The organism is Pseudomonas sp. S2_E02 (assembly GCF_054668355.1).
The window spans coordinates 5,473,406-5,499,576 of record NZ_CP162761.1 but is presented as its reverse complement, the minus strand read 5'-3'; the positions used below and the strand labels follow the sequence as shown (position 1 = coordinate 5,499,576).

At 59.1% G+C, this 26,171-nt stretch carries 21 protein-coding genes and 3 tRNA genes; 3 read left to right on the top strand and 21 right to left on the bottom strand.

The window, feature by feature from the left end; all coding sequences use genetic code 11:
• Nucleotides 1-2: 2 nt before the first annotated feature.
• Together pfkB and ptsP are read right to left on the bottom strand one after the other, a co-directional pair.
• Nucleotides 3-944, bottom strand: coding sequence for a 1-phosphofructokinase (gene pfkB, locus AB4O01_RS24540; protein ID WP_093435812.1), 942 nt, complete (start codon nucleotides 942-944; stop codon nucleotides 3-5).
• The gene (gene ptsP / locus AB4O01_RS24535) at nucleotides 944-3,805 is read right to left on the bottom strand and encodes a phosphoenolpyruvate--protein phosphotransferase (RefSeq protein WP_116256438.1); all 2,862 of its coding nucleotides are present in this window, start codon (nucleotides 3,803-3,805) and stop codon (nucleotides 944-946) included. Before ptsP ends, pfkB begins: the two co-directional genes overlap by 1 nt.
• 308 nt (nucleotides 3,806-4,113) lie before the next feature.
• Here ptsP and cra point away from each other — a divergent pair, with 308 nt between their 5' ends.
• Together cra and AB4O01_RS24525 are read left to right on the top strand one after the other, a co-directional pair.
• Nucleotides 4,114-5,109: a catabolite repressor/activator gene (gene cra / locus AB4O01_RS24530; protein WP_093435805.1), complete on the top strand. Its 996-nt coding sequence runs from the start codon at nucleotides 4,114-4,116 to the stop codon at nucleotides 5,107-5,109.
• 3 nt (nucleotides 5,110-5,112) lie between these two features.
• Nucleotides 5,113-5,889, top strand: coding sequence for a TatD family hydrolase (locus AB4O01_RS24525; RefSeq protein ID WP_460089860.1), 777 nt, complete (start codon nucleotides 5,113-5,115; stop codon nucleotides 5,887-5,889).
• On the opposite strand, the gene AB4O01_RS24520 is transcribed toward AB4O01_RS24525, so the two are convergent.
• The 5 genes from AB4O01_RS24520 to AB4O01_RS24500 form a co-directional block, all read right to left on the bottom strand.
• Nucleotides 5,890-6,279, bottom strand: a complete 390-nt coding sequence (locus tag AB4O01_RS24520) for a hypothetical protein (RefSeq protein WP_093435799.1) — start codon at nucleotides 6,277-6,279, stop codon at nucleotides 5,890-5,892.
• A 243-nt stretch (nucleotides 6,280-6,522) separates the two neighbouring features.
• Complete coding sequence (locus AB4O01_RS24515) at nucleotides 6,523-8,553, bottom strand: methyl-accepting chemotaxis protein (protein WP_460089858.1); 2,031 nt, start codon at nucleotides 8,551-8,553, stop codon at nucleotides 6,523-6,525.
• Nucleotides 8,554-8,780: 227 nt separating this feature from the next.
• A complete protein-coding gene (gene ampE / locus AB4O01_RS24510) occupies nucleotides 8,781-9,620 on the bottom strand; it encodes a regulatory signaling modulator protein AmpE (RefSeq protein WP_093435791.1) in 840 nt (279 codons plus the stop codon).
• A complete protein-coding gene (gene ampD, locus AB4O01_RS24505; RefSeq protein ID WP_460089857.1) occupies nucleotides 9,617-10,177 on the bottom strand; it encodes a 1,6-anhydro-N-acetylmuramyl-L-alanine amidase AmpD in 561 nt (186 codons plus the stop codon). Before ampD ends, ampE begins: the two co-directional genes overlap by 4 nt.
• Nucleotides 10,178-10,241: 64 nt before the next feature.
• Entirely contained in the window at nucleotides 10,242-12,422 is a 2,181-nt protein-coding gene (locus AB4O01_RS24500; protein ID WP_460089856.1) for a DUF1631 domain-containing protein, read from the bottom strand.
• 386 nt (nucleotides 12,423-12,808) lie between these two features.
• Here AB4O01_RS24500 and nadC point away from each other — a divergent pair, with 386 nt between their 5' ends.
• Nucleotides 12,809-13,657 carry a carboxylating nicotinate-nucleotide diphosphorylase gene (gene nadC, locus AB4O01_RS24495; protein WP_077571044.1) on the top strand — a complete coding sequence of 283 codons (849 nt, stop codon included), beginning with the start codon at nucleotides 12,809-12,811 and terminating at the stop codon, nucleotides 13,655-13,657.
• A gap of 51 nt (nucleotides 13,658-13,708) precedes the next feature.
• Here the strand turns inward: nadC and AB4O01_RS24490 are convergent, their stop codons facing one another.
• The 14 genes from AB4O01_RS24490 to glmM form a co-directional block, all read right to left on the bottom strand.
• Nucleotides 13,709-14,008 carry a DUF6388 family protein gene (locus AB4O01_RS24490; RefSeq protein WP_016986493.1) on the bottom strand — a complete coding sequence of 100 codons (300 nt, stop codon included), beginning with the start codon at nucleotides 14,006-14,008 and terminating at the stop codon, nucleotides 13,709-13,711.
• 241 nt (nucleotides 14,009-14,249) lie between these two features.
• Nucleotides 14,250-14,325 (bottom strand) — tRNA-Thr (locus AB4O01_RS24485).
• Nucleotides 14,326-14,452: 127 nt separating this feature from the next.
• On the bottom strand, nucleotides 14,453-16,558 hold the full coding sequence (pnp, locus tag AB4O01_RS24480; protein ID WP_007915263.1) for a polyribonucleotide nucleotidyltransferase: 2,106 nt from the start codon (nucleotides 16,556-16,558) through the stop codon (nucleotides 14,453-14,455).
• Nucleotides 16,559-16,751: 193 nt separating this feature from the next.
• Nucleotides 16,752-17,021, bottom strand: a complete 270-nt coding sequence (gene rpsO, locus AB4O01_RS24475) for a 30S ribosomal protein S15 (protein WP_003177875.1) — start codon at nucleotides 17,019-17,021, stop codon at nucleotides 16,752-16,754.
• Nucleotides 17,022-17,164: 143 nt separating this feature from the next.
• Nucleotides 17,165-18,082, bottom strand: coding sequence for a tRNA pseudouridine(55) synthase TruB (gene truB, locus AB4O01_RS24470; protein WP_093435771.1), 918 nt, complete (start codon nucleotides 18,080-18,082; stop codon nucleotides 17,165-17,167).
• 4 nt (nucleotides 18,083-18,086) lie between these two features.
• Nucleotides 18,087-18,488: a 30S ribosome-binding factor RbfA gene (rbfA, locus tag AB4O01_RS24465; protein WP_093435767.1), complete on the bottom strand. Its 402-nt coding sequence runs from the start codon at nucleotides 18,486-18,488 to the stop codon at nucleotides 18,087-18,089.
• Nucleotides 18,489-18,647: 159 nt separating this feature from the next.
• Nucleotides 18,648-21,179, bottom strand: a complete 2,532-nt coding sequence (infB, locus tag AB4O01_RS24460; protein WP_095119526.1) for a translation initiation factor IF-2 — start codon at nucleotides 21,177-21,179, stop codon at nucleotides 18,648-18,650.
• 27 nt (nucleotides 21,180-21,206) lie between these two features.
• Nucleotides 21,207-22,688, bottom strand: a complete 1,482-nt coding sequence (nusA, locus tag AB4O01_RS24455) for a transcription termination factor NusA (RefSeq protein WP_093435760.1) — start codon at nucleotides 22,686-22,688, stop codon at nucleotides 21,207-21,209.
• A gap of 47 nt (nucleotides 22,689-22,735) precedes the next feature.
• Nucleotides 22,736-23,194 (bottom strand): ribosome maturation factor RimP, encoded by a 459-nt coding sequence (rimP, locus tag AB4O01_RS24450; RefSeq protein ID WP_007915250.1) that lies wholly within the window; start codon nucleotides 23,192-23,194, stop codon nucleotides 22,736-22,738.
• A 139-nt stretch (nucleotides 23,195-23,333) separates the two neighbouring features.
• A tRNA-Met gene (locus AB4O01_RS24445) sits at nucleotides 23,334-23,410 on the bottom strand.
• A gap of 97 nt (nucleotides 23,411-23,507) precedes the next feature.
• Nucleotides 23,508-23,593: transfer RNA gene (locus tag AB4O01_RS24440), tRNA-Leu, on the bottom strand.
• A 21-nt stretch (nucleotides 23,594-23,614) separates the two neighbouring features.
• Nucleotides 23,615-24,001, bottom strand: coding sequence for a preprotein translocase subunit SecG (gene secG / locus AB4O01_RS24435; RefSeq protein ID WP_016986497.1), 387 nt, complete (start codon nucleotides 23,999-24,001; stop codon nucleotides 23,615-23,617).
• Nucleotides 24,002-24,005: 4 nt separating this feature from the next.
• Nucleotides 24,006-24,761, bottom strand: coding sequence for a triose-phosphate isomerase (gene tpiA / locus AB4O01_RS24430; protein ID WP_016986498.1), 756 nt, complete (start codon nucleotides 24,759-24,761; stop codon nucleotides 24,006-24,008).
• A gap of 65 nt (nucleotides 24,762-24,826) precedes the next feature.
• Nucleotides 24,827-26,164, bottom strand: a complete 1,338-nt coding sequence (glmM, locus tag AB4O01_RS24425) for a phosphoglucosamine mutase (protein WP_007915247.1) — start codon at nucleotides 26,162-26,164, stop codon at nucleotides 24,827-24,829.
• Nucleotides 26,165-26,171: the final 7 nt, after the last annotated feature.

Genomic DNA, 26,171 nt, shown 5'->3' with positions numbered 1-26,171 from the left:
TCTTATTGTTCTGTCAGGGGACGCACGCGCACGCCCTGTTCGAGCTGCGCCAGTTGCGCCGCGTCGTTGATGCCAAAACCGATCTGGGTCACCGCCATCGCCGCAATTGCGGTGGCCGTGCGCAGGGTTTGTTCAGGTGTGTCGGCGCTGAGCAAACCGTGGAGCATGCCGGCCAACAGCGAATCACCAGCACCGACCGTGCTGGCAACGCTGACCTTCGGTGGCGTGGCGTGCAGTGCCGAACCGACGCTGAACCAGTTCACGCCATCAGCACCGTGAGAAATCACCACGTGCTCGATACCTTGCGCATGCAAGCGCGCCGCTGCTTGCGCTTCCGCCGCGTGGGAAACCACGTCGCAACCGAGCGCGTCGGCGAGTTCTTCGGTGTTCGGTTTGATCAGCCATGGACTGGCTTTCAAAGCTTCGCGCAGTGCTGCGCCGCTGCTGTCGAGAGCGACTTTCAGACCGAGCTGATTGAGCCGTTCGATCAACTCGCGCAACCACTGCGCCGTCACGCCACGCGGCAAACTGCCAGCTACCACTACCGCATCGTGACCCGGTGCAATCTGCACCAGTCGATCGAGCAACGCTTGCTGCGCGGCGGCATCGACCACCGGTCCAGGGCCGTTGATGTCGGTGATGCGGCCACTCTGTTCAGCGACTTTGATGTTGCTGCGCGTCTCGCCCGGCACGCGGATAAACGCGTCGACAAAACCACGCTTGGCGAACAGGGTTTCGAACGCTTGCAGATTGTCTTCGCCGAGAAAGCCGCTGACCGTCAGTTGATGGCCGAGGTCGGCCAGCACTTGCGCAACATTCACGCCTTTGCCGGCAGCGTGGGTGTGCATCTCGTCGCTGCGATTGACCTGACCCGCCTCCAGGCGTGGCAGTTCGACGGTGAGGTCGAGCGCCGGATTGAGGGTCAGGGTAAGAATCTTGGCCATTACAGGGCCTCCACTAATGCGCGCACTTCGTTCGCGCTGCCCACGGCCAGGGCGTGTTGAGCAAGGGTTTGCGCCTGGGTCAGGCTGAGTTCTCGGATGCGTGCCTTGACTTCGGCAATGCTGCGTCCGGAGACGCTGAGTTCATCGACACCGAGGCCGACCAGCACCGGCACCGCCAGCGGATCTGCCGCCAGCTCACCGCAGACGCCGACCCATTTGCCGTGGGCATGGGCCGCGCGCACGGTGATGTCGATCAGTTGCAGCACCGCCGGGTGCAAGCCATCCGCCTGCGCCGACAGGGTCGGGTGACCACGGTCGATGGCCAGTGTGTACTGGGTCAGGTCGTTGGTGCCGACGCTGAAGAAGTCGACTTCCTTGGCCAATACCGGCGCGAGCAGAGCGGCGGACGGCACTTCAATCATGATCCCCAGTTGCAGATCAGCAACCGGGATTTCCAGGCGCAGACGTTCGGTCATATCGCGGGCCTGACGCCACTCTTCGACGCTGCCAACCATAGGGAACATGATCCGCAGCGGACGGTTGTCCGCCGAACGCAGCAGGGCGCGCAATTGCGCTTCCATGATCTGCGGACGTTGCAGGGTCAGGCGAATACCGCGCACACCGAGGAACGGGTTTTCTTCTTTGGCAATCGGCCAATACGGCAGCGGTTTGTCGCCGCCGACATCCAGCGTGCGCACCACCAGCGGACGACCGGCGAGGCCATCGAGGACGCGGCGGTATTCGGCTTCTTGCGTGGCTTCGTCGGGCGCTTGCGGATGGGCCATGAAAATCAGTTCGGTACGCAGCAGGCCAATGCCTTCGGCGCCCTGCTCCACCGCACTGATCACGCCCGCGCTTTCGCCGATGTTGGCGAACACTTCGACCGCGTGGCCATCGGTGGTGTGTGCTGGTTGATGGCGTTGTTCGGCGGCAATCTTCAAGCGTTGCTCACGGGTGTCGCGTTCTTCGGTGGCGCGTTGCAGGGTCGCCGCATCGGCGTCGACGTGCAGGCGACCGCGTTGGCCGTCGAGCAGCAACGGTGTGCCCGGCGCCAGCAACAACACCGCTGCGCCAGCGCCGACCAGCGCTGGAATCCCGAGAGCACGCGCAACGATTGCACTGTGCGCCGTGGCGCCGCCGCGCGCGGTGAGAATCCCCGCCACGCGCGCCGGATCCAGCCGTGCGACATCGGACGGACCGACCTCGTCCATCACCAGAATGTACGGTTGCTCAGGCTCGCTCGGAGTTTGCACGCCACACAGTTGCGCCAACACGCGACGACCGACGTCACGCAGGTCCGCCGCCCGTTCGGCGAGCAACGCGTCGTGTAGCGATTCCTGTTGTTTGGCCGCCGCTTCGATCACCGCCATCCACGCCGCTTCGGCGCTTTCGCCTTGCTTGAGGCGGGTGTCGACTTCATCGGTGAGTTCCGGATCGTCGAGCATTTCCTGATGGGTGATAAAGATCTCGCGGATGGCTTTGGCTTTGCTGCGTTCGATCAGGCCCTGAATGTCACCGCGCACGTCGCTGAGCGCTTGCTTGAGACGTTCGCGCTCAACGGCGGCAGACTCGCCGCGCAGCGGGTAATCGATGGTTTGCTGAACCTGAATATGCGCAGGCCCGATGGCAATGCCAGGGGCTGCCGGGATCGCCTGCAACTGAGCGCCGGACGCCGGGGCGATCAGCACTTCGGCGATGTCGGCAATGACCTCGCGCTGCTGGCTTACGGCTGGCAGCGGCTCGACTTCTTCGCCAAGGCCTTCTTCGATCGCGGCCAAGAGTGCCGGCAAGGCGTCAGCGGCGATGCTCGGTTCCGCGATCAACTCCAACACCTGACCGCGACGGGCGCCGAGGCTGAGCAGTTTGCTCAAGCTCTTCACCGACACGGCGCTGTCCTGGCCGTCGACGATGCGCACACGAATTTCGCCATCAAAACTCTTCGCCAGTTGCGCAAGGATCTTCGCCGGGCGCGCGTGTAAACCATGGGCGTTGGCCAGGGCAATGCGTGCGCTCGGCCAATCGGCGGGCAATTCACCGCCGAGCACTTCAAGGACTTTACGGCTGCTGGTGGCGCGGCCCAGCTCATGGCCGCGACCTTCAATCAGCAACGCGCAAAGACGTTCAAGCAACGCCTGATGCGCTTCGCCAAGGCTGGCCAGACAGAACAGACCGCTGAGCGGCTGACCGAGGTAGCGCATCGGTTTGTCCGGCGTCACGAACGCCAGGCCCGGACGCTTCACGGTCTGCTCGCTGTGCAGCCACCACAGGCCATCGCCCAGCGGCAGCGCTTCGACCTGCTGCAACACACCGGCAAAACCGTTGCTCACACAATCGGCCTGCCGTAACAGACGTGCGCCACGCCAAACCAGTTCTTCGAAATCGTCAGCCGACACGCCGAGGCCGATCATCTGTGCATCCAGCGCCAGCTCTTGCGGTGCGCCTTGCAGCAATTTCAGCAGCGCTTCGGGGGAACTGGCACGACGCAGAGCCTGGCCCAGATCGGTCTCGCCGAGGGCGCGGGTCAGCAGTTGCAGCAGGCGCAGGTGTTCGTCGGATTTGGCGGCGATGCCAATCGCCAGATAAACGATCTGGCCATCGCCCCAATCCACGCCTTCCGGGAACTGCATCAGGCGCACGCCAGTGGCGAACACCTGATCACGGGTTTGCGGCGTTCCGTGGGGAATGGCAATACCTTGACCGAGAAAGGTCGAGCCCTGGGCTTCCCGTGCCTGCAATCCAGCGAGGTAACCGTCAGCAACCAGACCATCGGCCACCAGGTGATTGGCGAGTAGTTGCAGGGCAGCGGGTTTATCCACAGCCGATTGGCCCATGGATATCTGCTCTATAGTGAGCTCGAGCATGCGATCTCCTTTTTGGCGCTTTATGAGTGCCAGGTATTGTTTTGGATGGTTTGCAGCTTAGGCGCTTTACCGCTTTGCTTTTCAGCGGCAGTTTTGGCGGTTTCACGGCAGAACCGGCCAAAGACGTCTAAAACGTAGAAAATACGCTTGCTGAAACGTTTAATCTAGATTGATCGGCACGTTACTCGATAATGTCCCATCCTTGAAGTCCAACTTGTCGGATGCGCTGCGACAATAGTCGCCTGCCCTAATCGGGTAGGATTGGCGAAAATGTCGCGGCAAGCTCGAAAAAACAAGGAAATCCCGGGTTGAAACTCAGTGATATCGCGCGGTTGGCCGGAGTGTCCGTGACCACCGCCAGCTACGTCATCAACGGCAAGGCCGAACAGCAACGCATCAGCACCGCCACCGTCGAGCGGGTGCGCGCAGTGGTCGATCTGCACGGCTTTACGCCAAACCCACAAGCGGCCGGGCTGCGCAGTCGGCACACGCGCACGCTGGGCTTTATTCTGCCGGATCTGGAAAACCCCAGTTACGCGCGGATCGCCAAGCTGCTCGAGCAAGGTGCGCGAGCACGCGGCTATCAATTGCTGATCGCCAGCTCCGACGATGCGCCGGACAGCGAGCGGCAGTTGCTGCAACTGTTCAAGGCGCGCCGCTGCGATGCGCTGATCGTCGCCAGTTGCCTTCCGGCCGGCGATGACAGTTACCGCCAGTTGCAGGCCAAAGGTCTGCCGATCATCGCCATCGACCGGGTCATGGAACCCGAGCATTTCTGCTCGGTGATCAGTGACGACCGCGAAGCCAGCCTGCACCTGACCCAGAGCCTGCTCGATCCGCAACCGAAGCAGATCGTGCTGCTCGGTGCGCGCCCGGAACTGAGCATCAGCCAGGAGCGTGCCGCCGGTTTCAAAGAGGCGCTGGTCGACTTCAAAGGCGAAGTGCTGGTCGAACACGCCGAATCCTTCAGTCGCGAATGCGGCAAGCAATTGATGGAAGAACTCCTGCAGCGTCTGGGACATTTGCCGGATGCGCTGGTGACAACGTCCTACGTGCTGCTGCAAGGCGTGTTCGATGCGCTGCATGACTTCCCGCTGAAATCGCGGCCGCTGCGCCTCGGCACCTTCGGTGATACGCAGTTGCTGGATTTCCTGCCGCTGCCGGTCAATGCCATGGCCCAGCAGCACCAGTTGATCGCCGACAAGGCGCTGGAACTGGCCCTGGCGGCGGTCGAGCAGTCGGAGTACAAGCCTGGCGTGCAGGCCATCGCGCGAACCTTCAAGCAGCGTATTCACCGGGACTGAACCGTGGAGCTGATCGACAGCCACACCCACCTCGACTTCCCCGACTTCGACGCCGATCGCTTAGCGTTGCTCGCCGAAAGCCGCGCGCACGGGGTGCGGCGGATGGTCGTGCTGGGCGTCTATGAGGGCAATTGGCAACGGGTGTGGGATCTGGTGCAGAGCGATGTCGATTTGTACGCGGCATTCGGCCTGCACCCGGTGTATCTCGATCAGCATCGACCCGAAGATTTGTCGACACTCGGTGATTGGCTGACCCGGCTGCATGGTCATCGACAGTTGTGTGCGGTGGGCGAGATCGGTCTGGATTATTTCATCGAAACCCTCGACCGCGAGCGGCAACAGGCGCTGTTCGAGGCGCAACTGCAACTGGCCGCAGACTTTCAGTTGCCGGCGCTGATCCATGTGCGACGCAGCCACGCGGCGGTGATCGCGACGCTCAAGCGCTTCAAGCTCAAACGCGCGGGGATCATCCACGCCTTTGCCGGCAGCCGTGAAGAGGCGCGGGAATACATCAAACTCGGTTTCAAACTGGGCCTCGGCGGCGCACCGACCTGGCCACAAGCGTTGCGCATGCATCGGGTGCTGGCGGAACTGCCACTGGATTCGATTGTGCTGGAAACCGATTCACCGGACATGGCACCTGCGATGTTTCCCGGTCAGCGCAACAGCCCGGCGCATTTGCCGGCGATCTGCGAGGCGCTGGCCGGACTGATGAATATCAGCCCGCAACAACTGGCCACGGCCAGTACCGCCAACAGCTGCGAAGTATTCGGCTGGTAATCAGTCGGCGTGCGCCTTGGCGGCCTCCAGAATCAGCGTCAGGTGTTGCCGCTGGCGCGCGTAACGGACGACCACGAAGTACACAAAGATCGTGATCAGTGACGCGTTCAGTTGCTCAGTGACGCTAAGCAGTCCCACCCATTCCATCACCAGCGCCACCAGCAGCGCGGTGCACACCGTCAACGAAGCACTGAAACGCAGCAGCGCCAGAGAGTCGAGCGACTTGAAGCGCTTGATCTGTTGCGGGCATCGCAGCTCCAGCGCTTTCTGGCAATGCTCGCAGGTAAACGGTTCATTGATCGAGATGGCATTGAGCTGCCAGGGTTTGAGCAGCAGCGTGGTCTGGCAATGAGCGCAACGGCCCAGAACCCCCAAGGTTGCGGCAGACATGAGCGACATCCTCTATGCGAACGATTGGGTATGGATACTGGCTCATTGATGGGGAAATGCCAGAGCCTGGAGGGAAACAGGATTGGGCTTACGGCCGGAAGTGAAGAAGTACTACAAAGGGTTCTGACAAAACCCAAAACCCTGTGGGAGCGAGCCTGCTCGCGAAGGCGGTGTATCAGGTGACAGAGATGTCACTGACAGATTGCATTCGCGAGCAGGCTCCCACAGTTTTTCGTGCGAGCCTCAGACGCGGAAGGCGCTGATCAGTTGTTTAAGCTCAACGACCTGGGCTGACAGCGCCCGGCTGGCGTCTTCGGTCTGGTGCGCACCTTGCGCCGTACGCTCGCCGGCACGGTTGATCTCGACAATGTTCTGATCGATGTCATGGGCCACCGCCGTTTGCTGTTCAACCGCAGCGGCGATCTGCTGGTTCTGATCGACGATCATACCGACCGCACCAAGGATGTTTTCCAGCGCCTGCTGGACTTTTTCCGACTGCCCCACCGTGCCATTGGCCATCTGATGGCTGACGCCCATGGCTTTCACGGCCGCCCCGACGCCGCCGTGCAGCTTGGCGATCATCTGTTCGATTTCTTCAGTTGATTGCTGAGTGCGTTTGGCCAGCGTGCGCACTTCGTCGGCGACCACGGCAAAACCGCGTCCCTGCTCGCCGGCACGCGCCGCTTCAATCGCAGCGTTGAGCGCCAGCAGGTTGGTTTGTTCGGCAATACTCTTGATCACTTCCAGTACGCGGCTGATCGACTGGCTGTCGCTGGCTAACTGGTTGATCACCAGCACCGACTGATCGATTTCGCTGGCCAGCGCGGCAATGCTGCCCTGCTGCGACTCGACCAAGCCACGGCCACTGATGGTCTCGTCATTGACGCTATGGGCGCTGCTCACCGCTGCCGCCGCACTGCGTGCCACCTCCAGTGAAGTCGCCGACATCTGGTTCATCGCCGTCGCCACTTGCTCGATCTGCGTGCGTTGCCCGGCGACCGCCTGATTGCTCTGCGCAGAGACGTTTTCAACCTGCCCGGCCTGGCGCTCGACCTCAGCGACAGTCTGACCTACGCGCTCGATCAAGTCGTGAATCTTCCTCACCGTGCCATTGAAGACTTCGCCCAACTCGCCCAGCTCATCGCGGCTATTGGCTTTGAAGTTGACCGTCATGTCGCCGGCCGCGACCTTGTCCATCATCGCCCCGAGGCGTTTCAGTGTGGTGCGGGTCGAGGCGTAGAAACCGCCGTAGAGGTAGAAAATCAGCACGAACACCACCGACAGCGCCACCGCCTGCAAGACCATGTGTGTGCGGTTCTGCGCCAGACGCTGCTGCAATTGCGTGTCGAGAAATTTCAACGTGGCTTCGTTGAGCTGGTAAGTCCTGTCGATCAGCGCGGTGATCTGATCGTAAAACGCCTGCCAAGGCGCATCGAGGGTGTCGGCCATCACCACCTGTTCCTCGAACAGTTCGCTAGACTGCTTCAGCGAGGCCTTGCTGCTCTCGGCCGCCGTGCTGAGGTTATCCCGCGCGGCTTTGCTCGAGCCGAGGGCGTCCTGCAGTTTCAGCGCGTACTCGGCCTGGAGTTTTTCGATCTGCACCAGCAACTCATCGAAACGCGTACTCGAAGAACTGTTGAGAAAACCCTGGCCCAATGAATACGAGCCCATGGCCCGACCTTCGCCAAGGGTTTGCGTGACGGTCGGGGTGATCAGGGTGACCAGTTCGCTGAGCTGACGGATATCACTCTGGTTGTCGCGGCTCAGGCCGGCCTGACTGGTGATGATCTGGCTGAAAATCTGCGCACTGGCGAGCACTTTGCTGATCAACGCGCTTTTGCTCTGCAGTGAGTTTTCCGCTTGCTGGGCCTTGAACGCGGCAATCATTTCATCGCGTTTACCGTCGAAGACCTGAATCTGCTCTGGATCGTCGGTCATCGCCGTCAGCCCTTGCAGGCGTGCCAGAACCGCTTGTTCGAGCGTAGTGATTTGCGCCTCGATATTCCCGGCCTTGCCGGACTGGCCGAGGGTGACGTTGATCTGTACCAGATTGTTGAGCGTTTCCAGATCCCGACGCAGGGCCAGGCTACTGCCCAGCAGATCAAGGCTTTGCAGCTCGACCCGAGTGCCCTGGAATTCGCGATAGGAATCGCGCACCAGATAAAAATTGGTCACCAGCATCGGCACCAGAAACAGCACGCTGATCAGGCTGAACTTCATGCCGAAGCTCAGACGGTTCATCAGCGAGACGGCGGGATAGAGCAAGCTCTTCACTGGAAGTCTCCCTTGGTTTTTCTTGTTTTTATTGGCAGGCGCGGGGCGACAGCAGATAGCCACTATCGAGCGCCATCTCTGTATAGCTCAAATCGGAGGGAGGTTTTGTAACTTAAGGTTAACGAAAAAACCTCGCAGCCTGCGGCAGCTCCTTCAGGAAATACACAATCCCTGTGTAGGAGCGGCCGCAGGCTGCGATCTTCGGATCTTTGTTTAAATCAATGAAATCAGTGGATCAAGACGGTCCACAAGGCAAACCCGGCGTACCACAGCACCGCCGCGCGCAAGAGCAATTCCCACAGGCAATCGAGGGTGTTGATGCCGTCCGGCCCGACCACGGGAGGTGGAATCTCGCCCGCCGCCAGACCGACCCGGTTGATCAATTGCGCAGCGCTGATGTTCCAGTTCAGCAGTTCATGCAGCATCACCCGACTGACCGCGACAAAATTGCCGACCAGCGCCAGGCTCGCCGCCAGCAAGCGTACCGGCAGCCAGTCAAAGGCATGCCGCAGTTGCGCCGCGCGCTCGACCAGCGCCGGGTTCTGGCCGTGCTCCTGCGCCAGCGCCAACAGGCGATACGCCAAAGCCGCCACCGGGCCGAGCACGAAATACCAGAAGATCACCGCAAAAAAGCTCTGATAGGCCTGCCACAGCAGATGCCCCTGCACGCTTTCAAGCAACTGCTCGCCGCTGTCGGCGCAAATATCCAGATCGCGCTTGGCCACATGCGCTGCGGCTTGCAAATCCTCACGTCGCCAGGCATCACGGAACGGCCCGAGACCGCCGAGCAAATCGCCGCGCCCCAAGCTGTAAATCACCACCAGCAAATGCACCGGCAAGGCCAGCAAGCCGTAGGCCACAGGCTCCAGTACCAAGAGCAACAACGCCAGCAGCGCCACCGGAAACAGCACCAGAATCGTCAGCACCAGCCAGGGCTGTCTGGCCAGGCGCGTGCTGGTTTCGAGTTTGTTCAGTTCGCGGATCCATCCGCCATCGCGTTGAACCCGATGACGCAGGGCCGAAAACTTCTCGATCCACAACGCCAGCAGTAACACCAGAAAACTCATTGTCCTTCCTCTTGTGCCAGGGCCGCGCGGTAACGCGCCCAGTCGAATGCCGGGCCAGGATCGGTCTTACGCCCGGGTGCTATGTCGCTGTGCCCACAAATGCGGGCGCCGGTGATGGCCGGAAATGCGCTTTGCAACTGGCGGGTCAACGCCGTCAACGCCTGATACTGCGCGTCGGTGAACGGCAGATCATCGGTACCTTCGAGCTCGATGCCCACGGAAAAATCGTTACAGGTTTCTCGTCCATCGAAGACCGAGACGCCGGCATGCCACGCTCGCTCAAGACAGGAGACAAACTGGGTGACCTTGCCGTCACGTTCAATCAGAAAATGCGCCGAGACGCGCAGGTCAGCAATCCCTGCAAAATAGGGATGTTCGGTGACATCCAGACGATTCTGGAAAAATTCCTGCACCTTGCCCGTGGCGAACTGCGCCGGCGGCAGGCTGATGTTGTGGATGACCAACAGGGAAATTTCGCCCGCTGGGCGCTCATTGAAGTTGGGCGATGGGCAGACCTGCACCCCGTGACACCACCCGCTAGCGGGATCCAACTGCATACCGATTCCTTCAACGCCGACTGTGTTGGCGCCCAGTATGCCGTGATCGGCCCCCGACGCGCGATCACTTGCCGTGATTGAGTCGTCGCAGATTGCCCAGCACCGACTCCAGCGCGCGATCGAACAACAAGGTGTCGTCCAGCGCACGCACCGCTCCGCGCTCGAATTCCAAGGCCAGTGCAATGCGGCTGCGCTCCAGCACCTTCATCCCGGTGCGATCGACAAATACATACTTGCCGGTGACTTCGATGATGGCCGCGAGTTTGCAGCGCAGACTGTTTTCATCGTCTTCCTGAAACGCCACCCAATTGCCAAGACGCAGTTGCTCGACCTGGCGCAGACCGACGGCGTCGTGAGGCAAACGTACCGAGGTCAACGCCGCGCTGCCTTCATCAGCGGTTTGCAGGATGATCTGTTGCGACACCTCCACCATGGGCAAAGCCTGCTCGGCCTGCTCGGAGCGCTCCAGCACCCGCACATGCAAGGCTTCCAGCTCACTGAAAAACTCGCTGGTGGCGAACGGATCGAACGCCGAACTGCTCAGACCATCACGCAGTGCCTTGAGCAAGCCCGGCACCAGCGCCAGCAAGCGCAGGCTGGATTCAGCGTCGTCATGGCGCTGCACACTCCAGATCAACTGCTCCATGGTCTGCACATCGGCCTGCCATTCAGCGGACTGATCGCCATGTTTAAGGCACGTCAGCAGCAGTACTTTGCTCCAGGCGTCCTGGACGAAGGTGACCACGGTCGGCGGCAGGGTCTTGCCCAGCAGCGCTTGATTCAACGCGCGTTCGACCCGGCGCCGCGCCAGTTCGGTTTTCGCTCGCCCCTCTTCGGCGTCACGCAGGCGCTGTTCAAGCAGTTCGCTGCGGCGGCGTTCATCGCTGGTGAAGGCGAGAAAGTCAGCCAGCAACTCGGAGAAAATCGCCGGGTCGTCGACGAAATCGTTGAGCAGGCGCTGCACCACTTGTTCGATACGCAGGTACAAGCTGTCGCGTGCCTCACCGTCGCAATCGCCCCAGCCCATGGCCGCCGCGGCGATTTCGTTGAGCAGGCGCCGCGCCGGATGGGTGCTGCGGCTGAAGAAACTCTTGTCGAGTACCGCGACCTTGAGCATCGGGATCTGCAACCGGGCGATCAGCGCCTTGAGCGAATCCGGCACATTGCGGTCTTCAAGAATGCAGTCAAAGACCATCGCGATCAGGTTGATCACGTCTTCGTCCGCATCGCCGACGATCCGCGATTTGCCGCTTCTGACGCTGACCCGGGTCAACAGTTGTTCGAGCTGATTGCGCAGATCAAAGTCATCCTGCGCCGCCAGCGCCGGCACGTACTGTTGCAAGTGCGAGAGCAGACGCAACAGGTCGCGGGAGGAAATCGGTTGCGCCGCGACGCTGGGTTCCAGCGTCGGCGCGACACTGCCGCGCACCTGCGCGAGCAACTGCTGCAACGCGGCGAAAACCTCCTGCACGCCTTCGTCGACGGGCAGCGTGTCGTCGCGTTCCTCGCTGTGCACATTGGCGATCGCACGATCAATTGCGCGACGTGCAGGGGCCGCTTTCAACTCGGGCAACACACCGGTGGCGAGCAACAATTGATTGGCTTCGGCGTAAAGCTGCTCGGTGTCGGCCAATACATAGCGCTCGAACAGTTTGAGCAGGATCAGCTTGACCTTGATTTCCACGCCCAGATTACGCCCGGCCTGGAGGAAAAACTCGCAGAGCCGCGCCGGGCCGAGCGGGTTGTGCTGATCGTCGAGGGTGTTGCCGAGCAGCGCGTTAAGGCGCGCGGTCAGTTGATCGAGGGCGAAGCCGTCACGCTTGAGCACGCGACCGACCATGGTCTCGACCGCCACGCTGCGCTCCATGTCGTCGCTGCGCGGTGCCAGCTCGTCGTAGATCAGGGCGTGCGGCAGCGTGTTGTGCGTGGGATCGTATTGCGTCAGGCCGACGAAGGCTTCGAAAAATTGCTCAAGGAAGCCACGCTCGATGTTTTTGCGCTTGAGGCGCAAGTCGCGCATGGCTTCGAAAAAGATATTCTGCTCGACATCGTTGCGCGCACGGTCGGCCATTTCGAACAGCGTGTCGTCAGCGTTATCGAACAGCTCCTGCAAGCCGTGGCGCAGTTGCTGGGCAGCCTTGTCGCGAACCTGAAGCAGAATCACAGGCAGGCGGGCGAGCGGCGAGTGATTCGCCTGATCGGTAGCGCCCTTGTGCAAAGGCACCACTTTCCCGTCGTTGTGCATCCAAGCCTCCTTAAACGGTGATTCGTTCGGTCACTTGCAACATAAGCCTCCTGTGGGAGCGAGCTTGCTCGCGAAGGCGATCTGTCAGTGACATGGTTGGTGACTGACACTGCGCTTTCGCGAGCAAGCTCGCTCCCACAGGTCTCAACAACTTCGGCCGCATTGCACGTCAAAGCTATGACGTCAAATGCAAGGCGGATTATCTTTCATAACTTGCCCACGGCGCCATAGTCGTCAGGGTTTCCCCTATGCCCTCTCAATGACCCTGTCCGGGCGCGTTTTACTCAAAGAAAATCGACCGGATGCAGGCAAGCACGCGCGTTCTCGCCTTGGGTTGGCTCGCGCCATGCCCCTATAATCGAACCACTTTGTTTGTGGAGCCCGTTATGCCGAATCTACGTCTCGCCGATTTGACCGCCGAAATCGAAGCCAACGTGCGCCGTGCGTTGCTCGAAGACATCGGCAGCGGCGACATCACCGCGCAACTGATCCCGGCCGAACGTCTGGCCAAAGCCACCATCATCACCCGCGATGCCGCCGTCATCTGCGGCACGGCGTGGGTCGATGCCGTGTTTCGTCAGCTCGATCCACGGGTTGCGGTGCACTGGCAAGTGGTCGATGGCGAGCGGGTGAAACCCAATCAGCCGCTGTTTCATCTGGAAGGGCCGGCCCGTTCGCTGCTGACCGGGGAACGCAGTGCGCTGAACTTCTTGCAACTGCTGTCGGGTGTGGCGACTCGCGCGCAATACCTGGCCGATTTCGTCGGCGCTACTCAGGTCAAGTTGCTCGACACCCGCAAAACCCTGCCGGGCCTGCGTCTGGCGCAGAAATACGCGGTGACCTGCGGTGGCTGCCATAACCATCGCATCGGTCTGTACGACGCGTTCCTGATCAAGGAAAACCACATCGCCGCCAGCGGTGGCATTCCACAAGCCATTGCCGCCGCGCACAAGATTGCGCCGGGAAAACCGGTGGAAGTCGAAGTGGAAAGTCTGGATGAGCTGAAAGAGGCTCTGGCCGCCGGCGCCGACATCATCATGCTCGACGAGCTGAGCCTGGATGACATGCGCGAAGCCGTGCGCCTGAACGGCGGCAAGGCGAAGCTGGAAGCCAGCGGTGGCATCAACGAAAGCACGTTGCTGCCGATTGCCGAGACCGGCGTGGATTACATCTCGATTGGCGCGATGACCAAGGATGTCAAAGCGGTGGACCTATCGATGCGCCTCAGTCTCTGAATACTGCGCGCAATAAAAAACGCCAGCCCGGTTGAGGCTGGCGTTTTTGTTTCAGACCACCAGATTATTCATCTCGCAGTACTCTTCCCAATCGACACCCAGCACTTCGGCCGCCTCTTTGTGCAGCACAAGGCGCTGCGCCTCGAACTCCTCCGGCGTGCTCGTGTACTTGAGTGTCAGCTCCCACGGCTGCAGGCCCTGGGCTTCAGCCTCGTCTTCGAAGGCCCACTGAATCTGATCTTTCTGATCATCGGGACTGAGATCCTTGATCTCTTCCAACAGCTGCGGGGCGTCGAGTTTGTACTTTTCCAGCGCCTGTACGTGACGTTGCTCTTGAGTTAATTCGGTCATGGCGTTCTCGCTGATCTTAGGAATGGAGGATGGATCTGGATCATCAAGGATCTCTCTGACGCGGATTGACCGGCCTTCGGAACCATTCGGGATCATCTGAAAACTGCTAAGCGATGCTCATGCAGGCACCGAATATAGGACGTTTGCATGACGAATTACACGGGTCTTTACATCTCTCCCACAAAAAGCTGACCTGCGGAACATAAATCCACATGGGGATAAGTGAGAGTGATCAAGAAGGTGGTGCCCGAGACAGGAATCGAACCTGCGACCTTCGCGTTACGAGTGCGCTGCTCTACCGGCTGAGCTACACGGGCGGTGGGCTAAACCTAGCACCGGTCTCGGGCTCCGGCAACTTTGTACCTTGACCTTTTCTGGCAGACAAAAAAATGCCCCGCCGTTTTCACGGCGGGGCATTTTCATTGCGCTAAAGCCTGGGGGTGATTAAACGCCCGAAGCCTTGGCCGCTGCCACGTCTTTGATGGACAGCTTGATACGGCCGCGGTTGTCCACGTCCAGTACCAGCACTTCCACTTCCTGGCCTTCTTTCAGGATGTCGGTCACTTTCTCTACGCGAGCGTCGCTCAGCATCGAGATGTGCACCAGACCGTCCTTGCCCGGCAGGATGTTGACGAATGCGCCGAAGTCGACGATGCGCTCAACCTTGCCGACGTAGATCTTGCCGATCTCGGCTTCAGCGGTGATACCCAGAACGCGCTGACGTGCTGCTTCAGCCGCTTCCTTGGTTTCGCCGAAGATCTTGATCGAACCGTCGTCTTCGATGTCGATCGATGCCTTGGTTTCTTCGCAGATCGCACGGATGGTCGCGCCACCTTTACCGATAACATCACGGATCTTGTCGGTGTCGATTTTCATCGCGATCATGGTCGGAGCGTTGGCCGACAGTTCGGTACGCGACTGGCCGATGATCTGGTTCATCTGACCGAGGATGTTCAGGCGCGCTTCCAGGGCTTGGCCCAGAGCGATTTCCATGATCTCTTCGGTGATGCCCTTGATCTTGATGTCCATCTGCAGCGCAGTAACGCCTTTGGCGGTACCGGCTACTTTGAAGTCCATGTCGCCCAGGTGGTCTTCGTCACCAAGGATGTCGGTCAGGACGGCGAACTTCTCGCCTTCTTTAACCAGACCCATGGCGATACCGGCAACCGGCGCCTTCATCGGCACACCAGCATCCATCAGGGCCAGGGAAGCGCCGCAAACGGAAGCCATCGAGCTCGAACCGTTGGATTCGGTGATTTCCGAAACTACACGGATGGTGTACGGGAACACGTCAGCGGCTGGCAGCATGGCCGAAACCGAACGACGGGCCAGACGGCCGTGACCGATTTCACGACGACCAGCACCACCCATGCGACCACACTCGCCCACCGAGAACGGAGGGAAGTTGTAGTGCAGCATGAACGGGTCTTTTTTCTCGCCTTCCAGGGTGTCCAGCAGTTGTGCGTCACGGGCAGTACCCAGTGTTGCAACGACCAGAGCCTGGGTTTCACCACGGGTGAACAGCGCCGAACCGTGAGTCTTCGGCAGAACGCCGACTTCGATGTTCAGCGGACGTACGGTTTTGGTGTCGCGACCGTCGATACGTGGCTTGCCGTTAACGATGTTTTCGCGAACGGTGCGGTATTCGATTTCGCCGAAAGCGGCTTTGACTTCGCTGGACGAAGGCTGGCCTTCTTCACCGGACAGCTTGGCAACGACTTGATCCTTCAGCTCGCCCAGACGCGCGTAACGGTCGGCCTTGACGGTGATGGTGTAAGCCTGGGAGATCGCTTCGCCGAACTCGGCACGGATAGCGCCCAGCAGTTCGGTGGCTTCTGGCGCAGGCGCCCAGGTCCAGGTCGGCTTGGCAGCTTCGGCAGCCAGTTCTTTAACGGCGTTGATCACCACCTGGAACTCGTCGTGAGCAAACAGTACCGCGCCCAGCATCTGGTCTTCGGTCAGCTCTTTGGCTTCCGATTCAACCATCAGTACGGCGTCGGAAGTACCGGCAACGACCATGTCCAGGCTCGAAGCAGCTTGCTGCTCGTAAGTCGGGTTCAGCAGGTAGCCGGTGCTTTCGTGGAAAGCTACACGAGCGGCGCCGATCGGGCCGTCGAACGGAATGCCCGAGATGGCCAGGGCAGCCGAGGTACCGATCATCGCAGCGATGTCCGGATCGGTTTTCTTGCTGGTGGAAACGACGGTGCAGACAACCTGCACTTCGTTCATGAAGCCTTCAGGGAACAGTGGACGGATCGGACGGTCGATCAGTCGGGAAGTCAGGGTTTCTTTCTCGGAAGGACGGCCTTCACGCTTGAAGAAACCACCAGGGATCTTACCGGCAGCGTAAGTCTTTTCCTGGTAGTGAACGGACAGAGGGAAGAAGCCCTTGCCCGGATCGGCTTGTTTTGCGCCGACTACAGTCACCAATACGCTGACGTCGTCGTCAACGGTGACCAATACTGCGCCGGAGGCCTGACGGGCGATACGGCCAGTCTCGAGGGTAACGGTCGATTGACCGAACTGGAATTTTTTGATTACCGGGTTCACGGTGTCCTACCTTCTTTGTGGCTCTTGGGGGAACTGGTTTCTTGCGAATTCTTGGGCAATGTCGGGAATCGGCCCAACCGTTGTCCGGGGTAAAACGTGTATCCAGATAAAACTTGAGGCTGGGAGCCTGCAAGCCGCCAGCGGTAAACCGCAGACGTCCGACAGACAACCAACCTCATAGCGCAATCGCTGATTAGCGACGCAGACCCAGGCGACCGATCAGAGTCTGATAACGACCCAGATCCTTGCCTTTCAGGTAGTCCAGCAGCTTGCGACGCTGGTTTACCATGCGGATCAGACCACGACGGGAGTGGTGATCTTTACCGTTGGCCTTGAAGTGACCTTGCAGCTTGTTGATGTTGTGGGTCAGCAGTGCAACTTGCACTTCTGGCGAACCAGTGTCACCAACAGCTTGCTGGTAGTCAGCAACGATTTGAGCTTTTTCTTGAACGTCGAGAGCCATGAGGCAATCCTTTTTATCAGGAAACTGTTTCAGGGAAACAGCTTCAACAGGCCAGGGACAAATCCCTGTATCTATAAATGAGTAGTGACCGTGCCTGTTAACAGCCACCCTCGCCAGCCTGCTTTGACACAGACCGGTTTCGGTCATTCCGACCGAATCAGTCGACGTGGTGCAATGCGCCCGTCTTCGCTCACTTCACCGATACCGATGAAGCGACCATTGTGATCCTGTACCCGTACCATGCCGAACTTCGGAGCATCCGGGGCACGTACCGGCTGGCCGTTGAGCCAGTAGAACGCACTCGCTTCCGAGAAGTGCAGCAACGGCCAATCCAGCAGGCCGCTGTCCGATGGCATCAGGAAGCGATCAACCGCTTCGTTGCCGCCTTCGGCATGTACTGCTTCAAGCTCTTCGAGGGTAACCGTCTGCGCCAGGGTGAAAGGCCCGGCCTGGGTACGACGCAATTCAGCGACGTACGCACCACAACCGAGTTGCTCACCGATATCCTCCACCAGGGTGCGAATATAGGTGCCCTTGCTGCAATCCACCGCAAGACGCGCAGTATCGCCTTCGAAGGCCAGTAATTCCAAGCGCGCAATAGTAACAGAACGCGGTTCGCGCTCCACTACTTCGCCTGCACGAGCCAGCTTATACAGCGGCTGGCCATCACGCTTGAGCGCCGAGTACATCGGCGGTATCTGACTGATTTGCCCGCGAAATTTCGGCAGAACCGCTTCGACATCGGCGCGACCAACGGTCACCGGGCGCTCCTGCAAAACCTCACCTTCGGCATCTGCCGTGGTGGTGGTCTTGCCCAGTTGCGCCAGGGTTTCATAACCCTTGTCGGAATCGAGCAGGTATTGCGAGAACTTGGTGGCCTCACCGAAGCACAACGGCAAAACGCCGGTGGCCAGTGGGTCTAGGCTACCGGTGTGACCGGCCTTCTCGGCATTGAGCAGCCAGCGGACCTTCTGCAACGCAGCGTTGGAGGTGAACCCCAACGGTTTGTCGAGCAAGATGATGCCGCTGACATTACGACGGATACGTTTGACCTGAGCCACCGAATTACTCCTTGGTGTCTTCAGGTTCAGCAACGACCGGATGCTGATTGTCTTCAGCCACGGCACGCTCGATCAGCGCCGACAGGTGCGCACCACGGACAACGGATTCGTCGTAGTGGAAGTGCAATTGCGGCACGCTGCGCAGCTTCATTTCACGGGCCAGCTGCATGCGCAGGAAACCTGCGGCGGCGTTGAGCACCTTGATGCTTTGCGCGATATCTTCAGCGTTGTCCTGGCCCATCACGGTAATGAAAATCTTGGCGTGACCGACGTCACGGCTGACTTCCACAGCGGTAATGGTGACCAGACCCACGCGTGGATCTTTGACTTCGCGACGGATCAGTTGGGCCAGCTCACGCTGCATCTGATCGCCGATACGTTGGGTACGGCTGTATTCTTTTGCCATGATTTGTTACCTGTTACTGCCCTGCGGTGAAACCCGCAAGGTCTGAAAGCGGCAAACGCCCGGCCTGACAAAAGCCAGACCGGGCGTTGCGTTTAGAGTCCGGGTGATGCGCCGCACCGTTGAGTACGGCAGCCCATCACGGCTCCTGAAGTGTGCGAGTTAGAGGCTGCGAGCAACCTGAACCTTCTCGAAGACTTCGATCTTGTCGCCGACTTTGACGTCGTTGTAGCTCTTCACGCCGATACCGCATTCCATGCCGGCACGTACTTCGGAAGCGTCATCCTTGAAGCGGCGCAGGGATTCCAGCTCGCCTTCGAAGATAACGATGTCTTCACGCAGTACACGGATCGGACGGTTACGGTGCACAACACCTTCGATCACCATGCAGCCTGCGATCGCGCCAAACTTCGGCGAACGGAACACGTCACGCACTTCGGCCACACCCAGGATGTTCTCGCGAACATCGCTGCCGAGCATGCCGGTCAGGGCTTTCTTGACGTCTTCGATGATGTCGTAGATCACGTTGTAGTAACGCATGTCCAGACCTTCCTGCTCGACGATCTTCCGTGCGCCAGCATCGGCACGCACGTTGAAGCCGAACAGTACAGCGTTGGAGGCCAGTGCCAGGTTAGCGTCGGACTCGGTGATACCACCGACGCCGCCGCCGACTACGCGCACTTGAACTTCGTCGTTGCCCAGGCCATTCAAGGCACCGTTCAACGCTTCCAGCGAACCACGGACGTCGGATTTGAGGACGATGTTGAGCGTCTTCTTCTCGGCCTGACCCATGTTTTCGAAGATGTTTTCCAGCTTGCCGGCGTGAGCGCGAGCCAGTTTGACTTCGCGGAACTTGCCTTGACGGAACAGAGCCACTTCACGGGCTTTCTTCTCGTCAGCAACCACGCTCATCTCGTCGCCAGCGTCCGGGGTACCGTCCAGGCCGAGGATCTCGACAGGGATGGATGGACCGGCTTCTTTGATTGGCTTGCCGTTCTCGTCGAGCATGGCACGCACGCGGCCATAGTTCGAACCGACCAGAACCATGTCGCCTTGGCGCAGGGTACCGTCTTGAACCAGAACGGTAGCCACCGGGCCACGACCTTTGTCGAGACGCGATTCAACCACAACGCCACGGCCAGGAGCCGATGGAGTTGCTTTCAGTTCGAGAACTTCAGCTTGCAGCAGAACGGCTTCAAGCAACTCGTCCACGCCAGTACCGACTTTCGCCGAAACCGGAACGAACGGCGTATCACCGCCCCACTCTTCGGAAGTCACGCCGTGAACCGACAGTTCGCTACGGATGCGATCGAGATCGGCGCCCGGCTTGTCGATTTTGTTCACTGCTACAACCAGTGGAACGCCAGCCGCTACAGCGTGCTGAACAGCTTCAATGGTCTGCGGCATCACGCCGTCGTCCGCTGCAACCACCAGGATCACGATGTCGGTCGCCTTGGCACCACGAGCACGCATTGCGGTAAACGCGGCGTGACCCGGGGTGTCGAGGAAGGTGACCATGCCGCGTTCGGTTTCAACGTGGTATGCACCGATGTGCTGAGTAATACCGCCGGCTTCGCCAGCAGCTACCTTGGCACGACGGATGTAGTCGAGCAGGGACGTTTTACCGTGGTCAACGTGGCCCATTACGGTCACGACTGGCGCACGGGAGAACGACTCACCTTCAAACTTCAGGGACTCGGCCAGGGAATCTTCCAGGGCGGTGTCGCTGACCAGGGTCACTTTGTGGCCCAGTTCTTCGGCTACCAGTTGAGCAGTTTCCTGATCAAGCACCTGGTTGATGGTCGCTGGAGTACCCAGTTTGAACATGAACTTGATGATTTCAGCAGCCTTGACCGACATCTGATTGGCAAGATCGCCAACAGTGATGGTCTCGCCGATCTGCACATCACGCACGACAGGGCCGGTTGGGCTCTGGAAACCGTGTGCGTTGCGCTTCTTCAGCTTGGCCTTGCCGCGACCACCACGACGGAAGCCATCGCTTTCTTCGTCGGTAGTGCGTGGTGCCACGCGTGGAGCCGGCGCTTTTTCTTTGACCGAGGCGCGATGCGGAGCGTTTTTGCGCTCGCCATCACCGCCACCGCTGCGACGATTGTTATCGTCAGCACGTGGCTTGTCCGGACGGCGCTGTTCGTTCTGCTTGTTGCGAACGTCAGCAGACGGAGCTGGAGCAGCGGCAACCACCGGTGCGCTTTCGCGAACAGGTTCGGCAACTGCAGCCGGCGCCGCAACGGCGTCGCTGGTAGCGTTCTGCGCAGCAGCAGGCTGATTACGCGCTTCTACTTCGGCGCGTTGCTTGGCTTCTTCTTCAGCCTTCTGACGGGCAGCATTTTCTACTGCGCGACGCTCATCCAGTTCACGCTTGCGCTCGGCTTCGATTTCTTCCGGGCTGCGCTGTACGAAAACTTTCTTCTTGCGGACTTCAACGCTGATGCTTTTGCTGCCAGCAACACGCAGGGTGCTGGTGGTTTTACGCTGCAGCGTGATCTTGCGTGGTTCTTCCACTTTCGCCTTGTGGCTGCTTTTCAAGTGAGTCAGCAGGGACTGCTTCTCACTGTCAGTCACATTTTCTTCGGCGGCGGTGTGCGGCAGACCTGCCTCACGCATCTGCTGCAACAGGCGCTCTACCGGTGTTTTGACCTCATCGGCCAGTTGTTTCACCGTGACTTGCGTCATGCACTTCTCTCCTCAGGCCGCGCCTAATTACTCGAACCAGTGGGCTCGGGCGGCCATGATCAACTTGCCGGCACGATCATCGTCAATGCCGTCGATGTCGAGCAGGTCGTCAATAGACTGCTCGGCCAGGTCTTCGCGGGTAATTACGCCGCGCACCGCCAGTTCCATCGCCAAATCCTTGTCCATACCCTCAAGCGAGAGCAGGTCTTCGGCCGGATGGGCGTCTGCCAGCTTTTCCTCAGTAGCGATGGCTTTGGTCAACAAACGATCCTTGGCACGAGCGCGAAGCTCGTTGACGATATCTTCGTCAAAGCCGTCGATGTTGAGCATTTCTTCCAACGGTACGTAGGCAATCTCTTCCAGGCTGGTGAAGCCTTCATCTACCAGCACCTGAGCCAGTTCTTCGTCGACTTCCAGCTCGTCGATGAAGTTGCGCAGGATGTCGCCGGTTTCTGCTTGCTGCTTAGCCTGGATGTCCGATTCGGTCATCACGTTCAGGGTCCAGCCAGTCAACTGGCTCGCCAGACGCACGTTCTGACCACCTCGACCGATGGCCTGAGCCAGATTGTCTGCGCCAACGGCGATGTCCATTGCATGGGCATCTTCGTCAACGATGATTGCCGCAACCTCAGCCGGGGACATGGCGTTGATCACGAACTGAGCCGGGTTGTCATCCCACAGGACGATATCAACACGCTCACCGCCCAACTCGCCCGACACTGCCTGGACGCGCGAACCGCGCATACCAATGCAAGCGCCCTGCGGGTCGATGCGTTTGTCCTTGGAGCGGACGGCGATCTTGGCGCGCGAACCCGGATCACGGGACGCTGCCATTACTTCGATCAGGCCTTCGGCAATTTCCGGCACTTCGATGCGGAACAGCTCGATCAGCATTTCCGGCGCGGTACGCGACAGGATCAGCTGCGGGCCGCGGTTCTCGGTGCGGATTTCCTTGAGCAGCGCACGCAGGCGCACGCCGACACGGAAAGTTTCGCGAGAAATGATGTCTTCACGGGCCAGCAACGCTTCAGCGTTGTTACCCAGATCGACGATCACGTTGTCGCGGGTGACTTTTTTCACGGTGCCGGAGATGATTTCTCCCAGGCGCTCGCGATAGGCGTCGACCACTTGAGCGCGCTCGGCTTCGCGAACTTTCTGCACGATGACCTGCTTGGCAGTCTGTGCAGCGATGCGGCCGAACTCGATGGATTCGATCTTTTCTTCAACGACGTCGCCAACCTTGGCGCCAGGATGCGTTTCAGCAACCTTGGTTGGCCAGGTTTCGATGGCCGGATCGTCGAGATCATTCTCTTCAACGACCGTCCAGCGACGGAAAGTTTCGTAAGAACCGGTGTGGCGATTAATCTCCACACGCAGGTCTACTTCGTCTTCAAAACGCTTTTTGGTAGCAGTGGCCAGAGCCAGCTCCAGCGCTTCAAAAATTACGCTTGCCGGTACGCCCTTTTCATTGGATACCGACTCAACAACCAGCAGTACTTCTTTGCTCATCGTACGCCTCGCCTTTCGCAAGCCATTGGATCCGCGGGATCCGCGTCTCAGTCAAAACTGGGAATAATGTTGGCCTTGTCGATCATATCGATCGGCAACAGGAACTCATGGTCGTCTACCTGCACCACGACATCCTGTTCTTCTACACCGCGCAGAAGGCCCTGAAAGTTGCGTCGACCTTCAAAAGGCGAGCGCAGCTTGATCTTCACTTGTTCACCGGCAAATTTTGCAAACTGCTCAAGAGTGAACAGTGGGCGCTCCATGCCAGGCGAGGAAACTTCGAGGGTGTATTCAACGGAAATTGGATCTTCAACATCCAGTACACCGCTGATCTGACGGCTGACAATGGCGCAATCGTCCACCAGCACGCCACCCTCTTTATCGATATAAACGCGCAACATCGAGTGACGACCCTGAGCCGAAAACTCGATACCCCAGCATTCATAGCCCAGGGCCACGACCACCGGGGCCAGCAAGGCCTGCAACTCTTCTAGCTTGCTCGACACCTGAACCCCCTAGTGCATGATATGTGCATGCTTTGCAAAATAAAAAAATGGGCTTAACGCCCATCCTTGAAACGCCGTCGAACAGCGGCGTTGAAAGTGTCCAGCTAACAAAAAGCCCCTTAAAAGGGGCTCCTTAAACTGGTTGCGGGGGCCGGATTTGAACCGACGACCTTCGGGTTATGAGCCCGACGAGCTACCAGACTGCTCCACCCCGCGACAAAGCTGGGGCGGAAGTATACGACCGATCCCTTATAGGGTCAATGTAACCTTCCACCTGCAAGAAAGCCCGCAACAGCGGGCTCTCCTGACTAATTGGTACCGAGAAGGGGACTCGAACCCCTACACCCTATGGGCACAACCACCTCAAGGTTGCGTGTCTACCAATTCCACCACCTCGGCAAAACTACGTTGAAACCCTTCTTACTTCTGCTCTTGAGCTGGAGGTACGTCAGTCGCTGGAGTAGCCGACTTTTGCTCTTGAAGCACCGGGACATCATCAGAAGCCGGTTGTTGTTGCTTAGGCACTTCCAACACTGCTGGATTTGGGAGACCTGCCTGAGTCAGCTGATGAGCCTTCTCTTTAGCAAAGTAACCTAACCCCAAGCTGGTTATGAAGAAACCGGCGGCAAGTATAGCAGTAAACTTACTAAGAAAGGTAGAGGAACCTTGGCTTCCGAACACAGTATTTGAAGCACCTGCTCCGAAAGACGCGCCAGCGTCCGCACCCTTACCCTGCTGCAGCAAAACCAGAGCAACTACGCCCAATGCACCCAGCAGATGAAAAACGACTACGACTGTTTCCAGCATTTTTTCAGTTTCCCGCGGCGCGACAGATCGCACCGAACTCATCTGCATTCAGGGAAGCTCCACCAATGAGCCCCCCATCGATATCCGGCATGCCGAACAGTTCGACCGCATTGGCCGCCTTCACGCTGCCGCCGTATAGAAGGCGCACACCTCGTGCGACTTCAGAATTCTCTGCCGCCAACTGCTCGCGAATGGCTTTATGCACATCCTGAGCCTGTTGAGGCGTTGCAGTCAGTCCGGTACCAATGGCCCAGACAGGCTCGTAAGCGATGACTGCCTTGGCAAAAGCACCTACACCCAGCTCCTCGATGATGCTGCCCAGCTGACGCCCGACAACCTCAAGAGTTTTTCCAGCTTCGCGTTGTTCAAGGGTTTCCCCTATACATAACACCGGAATCAAGCCACATGCCTGTGCCGCTGCAAACTTGCGATTCAGCATCCCATCTCGCTCGCCCATTATCTGGCGGCGTTCGGAGTGCCCGACAAGCACAAGGGAACAACCTGCATCCACCAACTGACTCGGTGCAATCTCACCGGTCAATGCACCTTGCATGGATTCCACCGCAGAATTCTGCGCACCGACCGAAATCGATTTGCCTTTCAAGCCATCAATCACTTGATTGATATACAAGCAAGGCGGGAATACCGCGACATCAACACCGCTTGGCAAGGCCAGATGACGAAGGCCGTTGATCAGCTCAGCGACGCTGGCGCGGGTACCGTGCATCTTCCAGTTACCAGCTACCATAGGGCGACGCATGCTGTACCTCGTCGGTCAAAGTGGGCGCAGATGTTACCCAACACAATCATGGCTTGCAAGCCGTATCAGGCAGAAACTTCAGTTACCAGTTTTGCCAGCTCTTCGGCGTAGTTGCGAACCTGGGTTTCATCCTCGCCTTCGACCATTACCCGCACCAGAGGCTCTGTCCCGGACTTGCGCAAAAGCACGCGCCCGCGTCCCGCCATTGCCTGGGTGACGCGCGCACTGGCCTCCTTGACAGCCGGGTGCTCCAGCGGACTTTCGCCACCACCAAAACGCACATTGATCAGTACTTGAGGGCACTTGCGCAATGCCTGGCGGGTTTGCGCCAAACCTTCATTACGGGCCTTCAGCGCCATCAGCACCTGCAACGCAGCGATGATCGCATCACCGGTCGTGGTGTGATTGAAGCAAACGATATGCCCCGAGTTTTCTCCGCCGACCAGCCAGTTGCGTTCAAGCAACTCGGCAATCACGTAACGGTCGCCGACATTGGCACGAATAAATGGAATCGAAAGATCCGCCAGCGCGAGTTCCAGCCCCAGATTACTCATCAGGGTACCAACGACACCGCCCTGCAATTTGCCCCGCTCATGCAGATCACGAGCGATGATAAACAGCAATTCATCACCATCGACGATGGCGCCAGTGTGATCGACCATCAGCACCCGATCACCATCACCATCGAAAGCGATACCCAGGTCGGCATGCTCGGCGAGCACCGCAGCCTGCAACTGACCCATATGGGTCGAGCCGCAGTTTTCATTGATATTCAGACCGTTTGGCTGCGCTGACAGCACGACGACTTCTGCCCCCAACTCGCGGAAGACACTCGGAGCCACCTTATAGGTCGCACCGTGCGCACAGTCGATAACGATCTTGAGACCGGAAAAACTGGTTCCGGTTGGCACACTGCTTTTGCAGAACTCAATGTAGCGACCTGATGCATCGTTGATTCGCGACACTTTGCCGATCTTGCTCGATTCGACCACAGTCATCGGGGTATCGAGCAGCTCTTCAATCATCAGCTCCAGCTCATCCGGCAGCTTGGTGCCTTTACCGGAGAAGAACTTGATGCCGTTATCGTCATGCGGATTGTGCGAGGCACTGATCACGATACCGGCCTCAGCCTGAAACGTACGCGACAGATAGGCAATGGCCGGCGTCGGCATAGGACCCAGCAACATCACATCAGCCCCCGCCGATGTCAGACCAGCCTCAAGTGCCGACTCGAACATATAACCGGAAATCCGCGTGTCCTTGCCGACCAGCACCTTGCAAGCGCCCATTTTGCGGAACGCCATGCCGGCAGCCCAGCCGAGCTTGAGCATGAAGTCAGGAGTAATCGGGTATTCACCGACTCGACCACGAATGCCGTCAGTACCAAAGTATTTCTTGCTCATAACTGCT

Excerpts from the sequence above, each read along its gene's own strand:
- pfkB (WP_093435812.1), bottom strand. The coding sequence starts at position 944 with ATGGCCAAGATTCTTACCCTGACCCTCAATCCGGCGCTCGACCTCACC.
- ptsP (WP_116256438.1), bottom strand. The coding sequence starts at position 3,805 with ATGCTCGAGCTCACTATAGAGCAGATATCCATGGGCCAATCGGCTGTG.
- AB4O01_RS24520 (WP_093435799.1), bottom strand. The coding sequence starts at position 6,279 with ATGTCTGCCGCAACCTTGGGGGTTCTGGGCCGTTGCGCTCATTGCCAG.
- ampE (WP_093435791.1), bottom strand. The coding sequence starts at position 9,620 with ATGAGTTTTCTGGTGTTACTGCTGGCGTTGTGGATCGAGAAGTTTTCG.
- ampD (WP_460089857.1), bottom strand. The coding sequence starts at position 10,177 with ATGCAGTTGGATCCCGCTAGCGGGTGGTGTCACGGGGTGCAGGTCTGC.
- AB4O01_RS24500 (WP_460089856.1), bottom strand. The coding sequence starts at position 12,422 with ATGCACAACGACGGGAAAGTGGTGCCTTTGCACAAGGGCGCTACCGAT.
- nadC (WP_077571044.1), top strand. The coding sequence starts at position 12,809 with ATGCCGAATCTACGTCTCGCCGATTTGACCGCCGAAATCGAAGCCAAC.
- AB4O01_RS24490 (WP_016986493.1), bottom strand. The coding sequence starts at position 14,008 with ATGACCGAATTAACTCAAGAGCAACGTCACGTACAGGCGCTGGAAAAG.
- rpsO (WP_003177875.1), bottom strand. The coding sequence starts at position 17,021 with ATGGCTCTCGACGTTCAAGAAAAAGCTCAAATCGTTGCTGACTACCAG.
- rbfA (WP_093435767.1), bottom strand. The coding sequence starts at position 18,488 with ATGGCAAAAGAATACAGCCGTACCCAACGTATCGGCGATCAGATGCAG.
- infB (WP_095119526.1), bottom strand. The coding sequence starts at position 21,179 with ATGACGCAAGTCACGGTGAAACAACTGGCCGATGAGGTCAAAACACCG.
- nusA (WP_093435760.1), bottom strand. The coding sequence starts at position 22,688 with ATGAGCAAAGAAGTACTGCTGGTTGTTGAGTCGGTATCCAATGAAAAG.
- secG (WP_016986497.1), bottom strand. The coding sequence starts at position 24,001 with ATGCTGGAAACAGTCGTAGTCGTTTTTCATCTGCTGGGTGCATTGGGC.
- tpiA (WP_016986498.1), bottom strand. The coding sequence starts at position 24,761 with ATGCGTCGCCCTATGGTAGCTGGTAACTGGAAGATGCACGGTACCCGC.
- glmM (WP_007915247.1), bottom strand. The coding sequence starts at position 26,164 with ATGAGCAAGAAATACTTTGGTACTGACGGCATTCGTGGTCGAGTCGGT.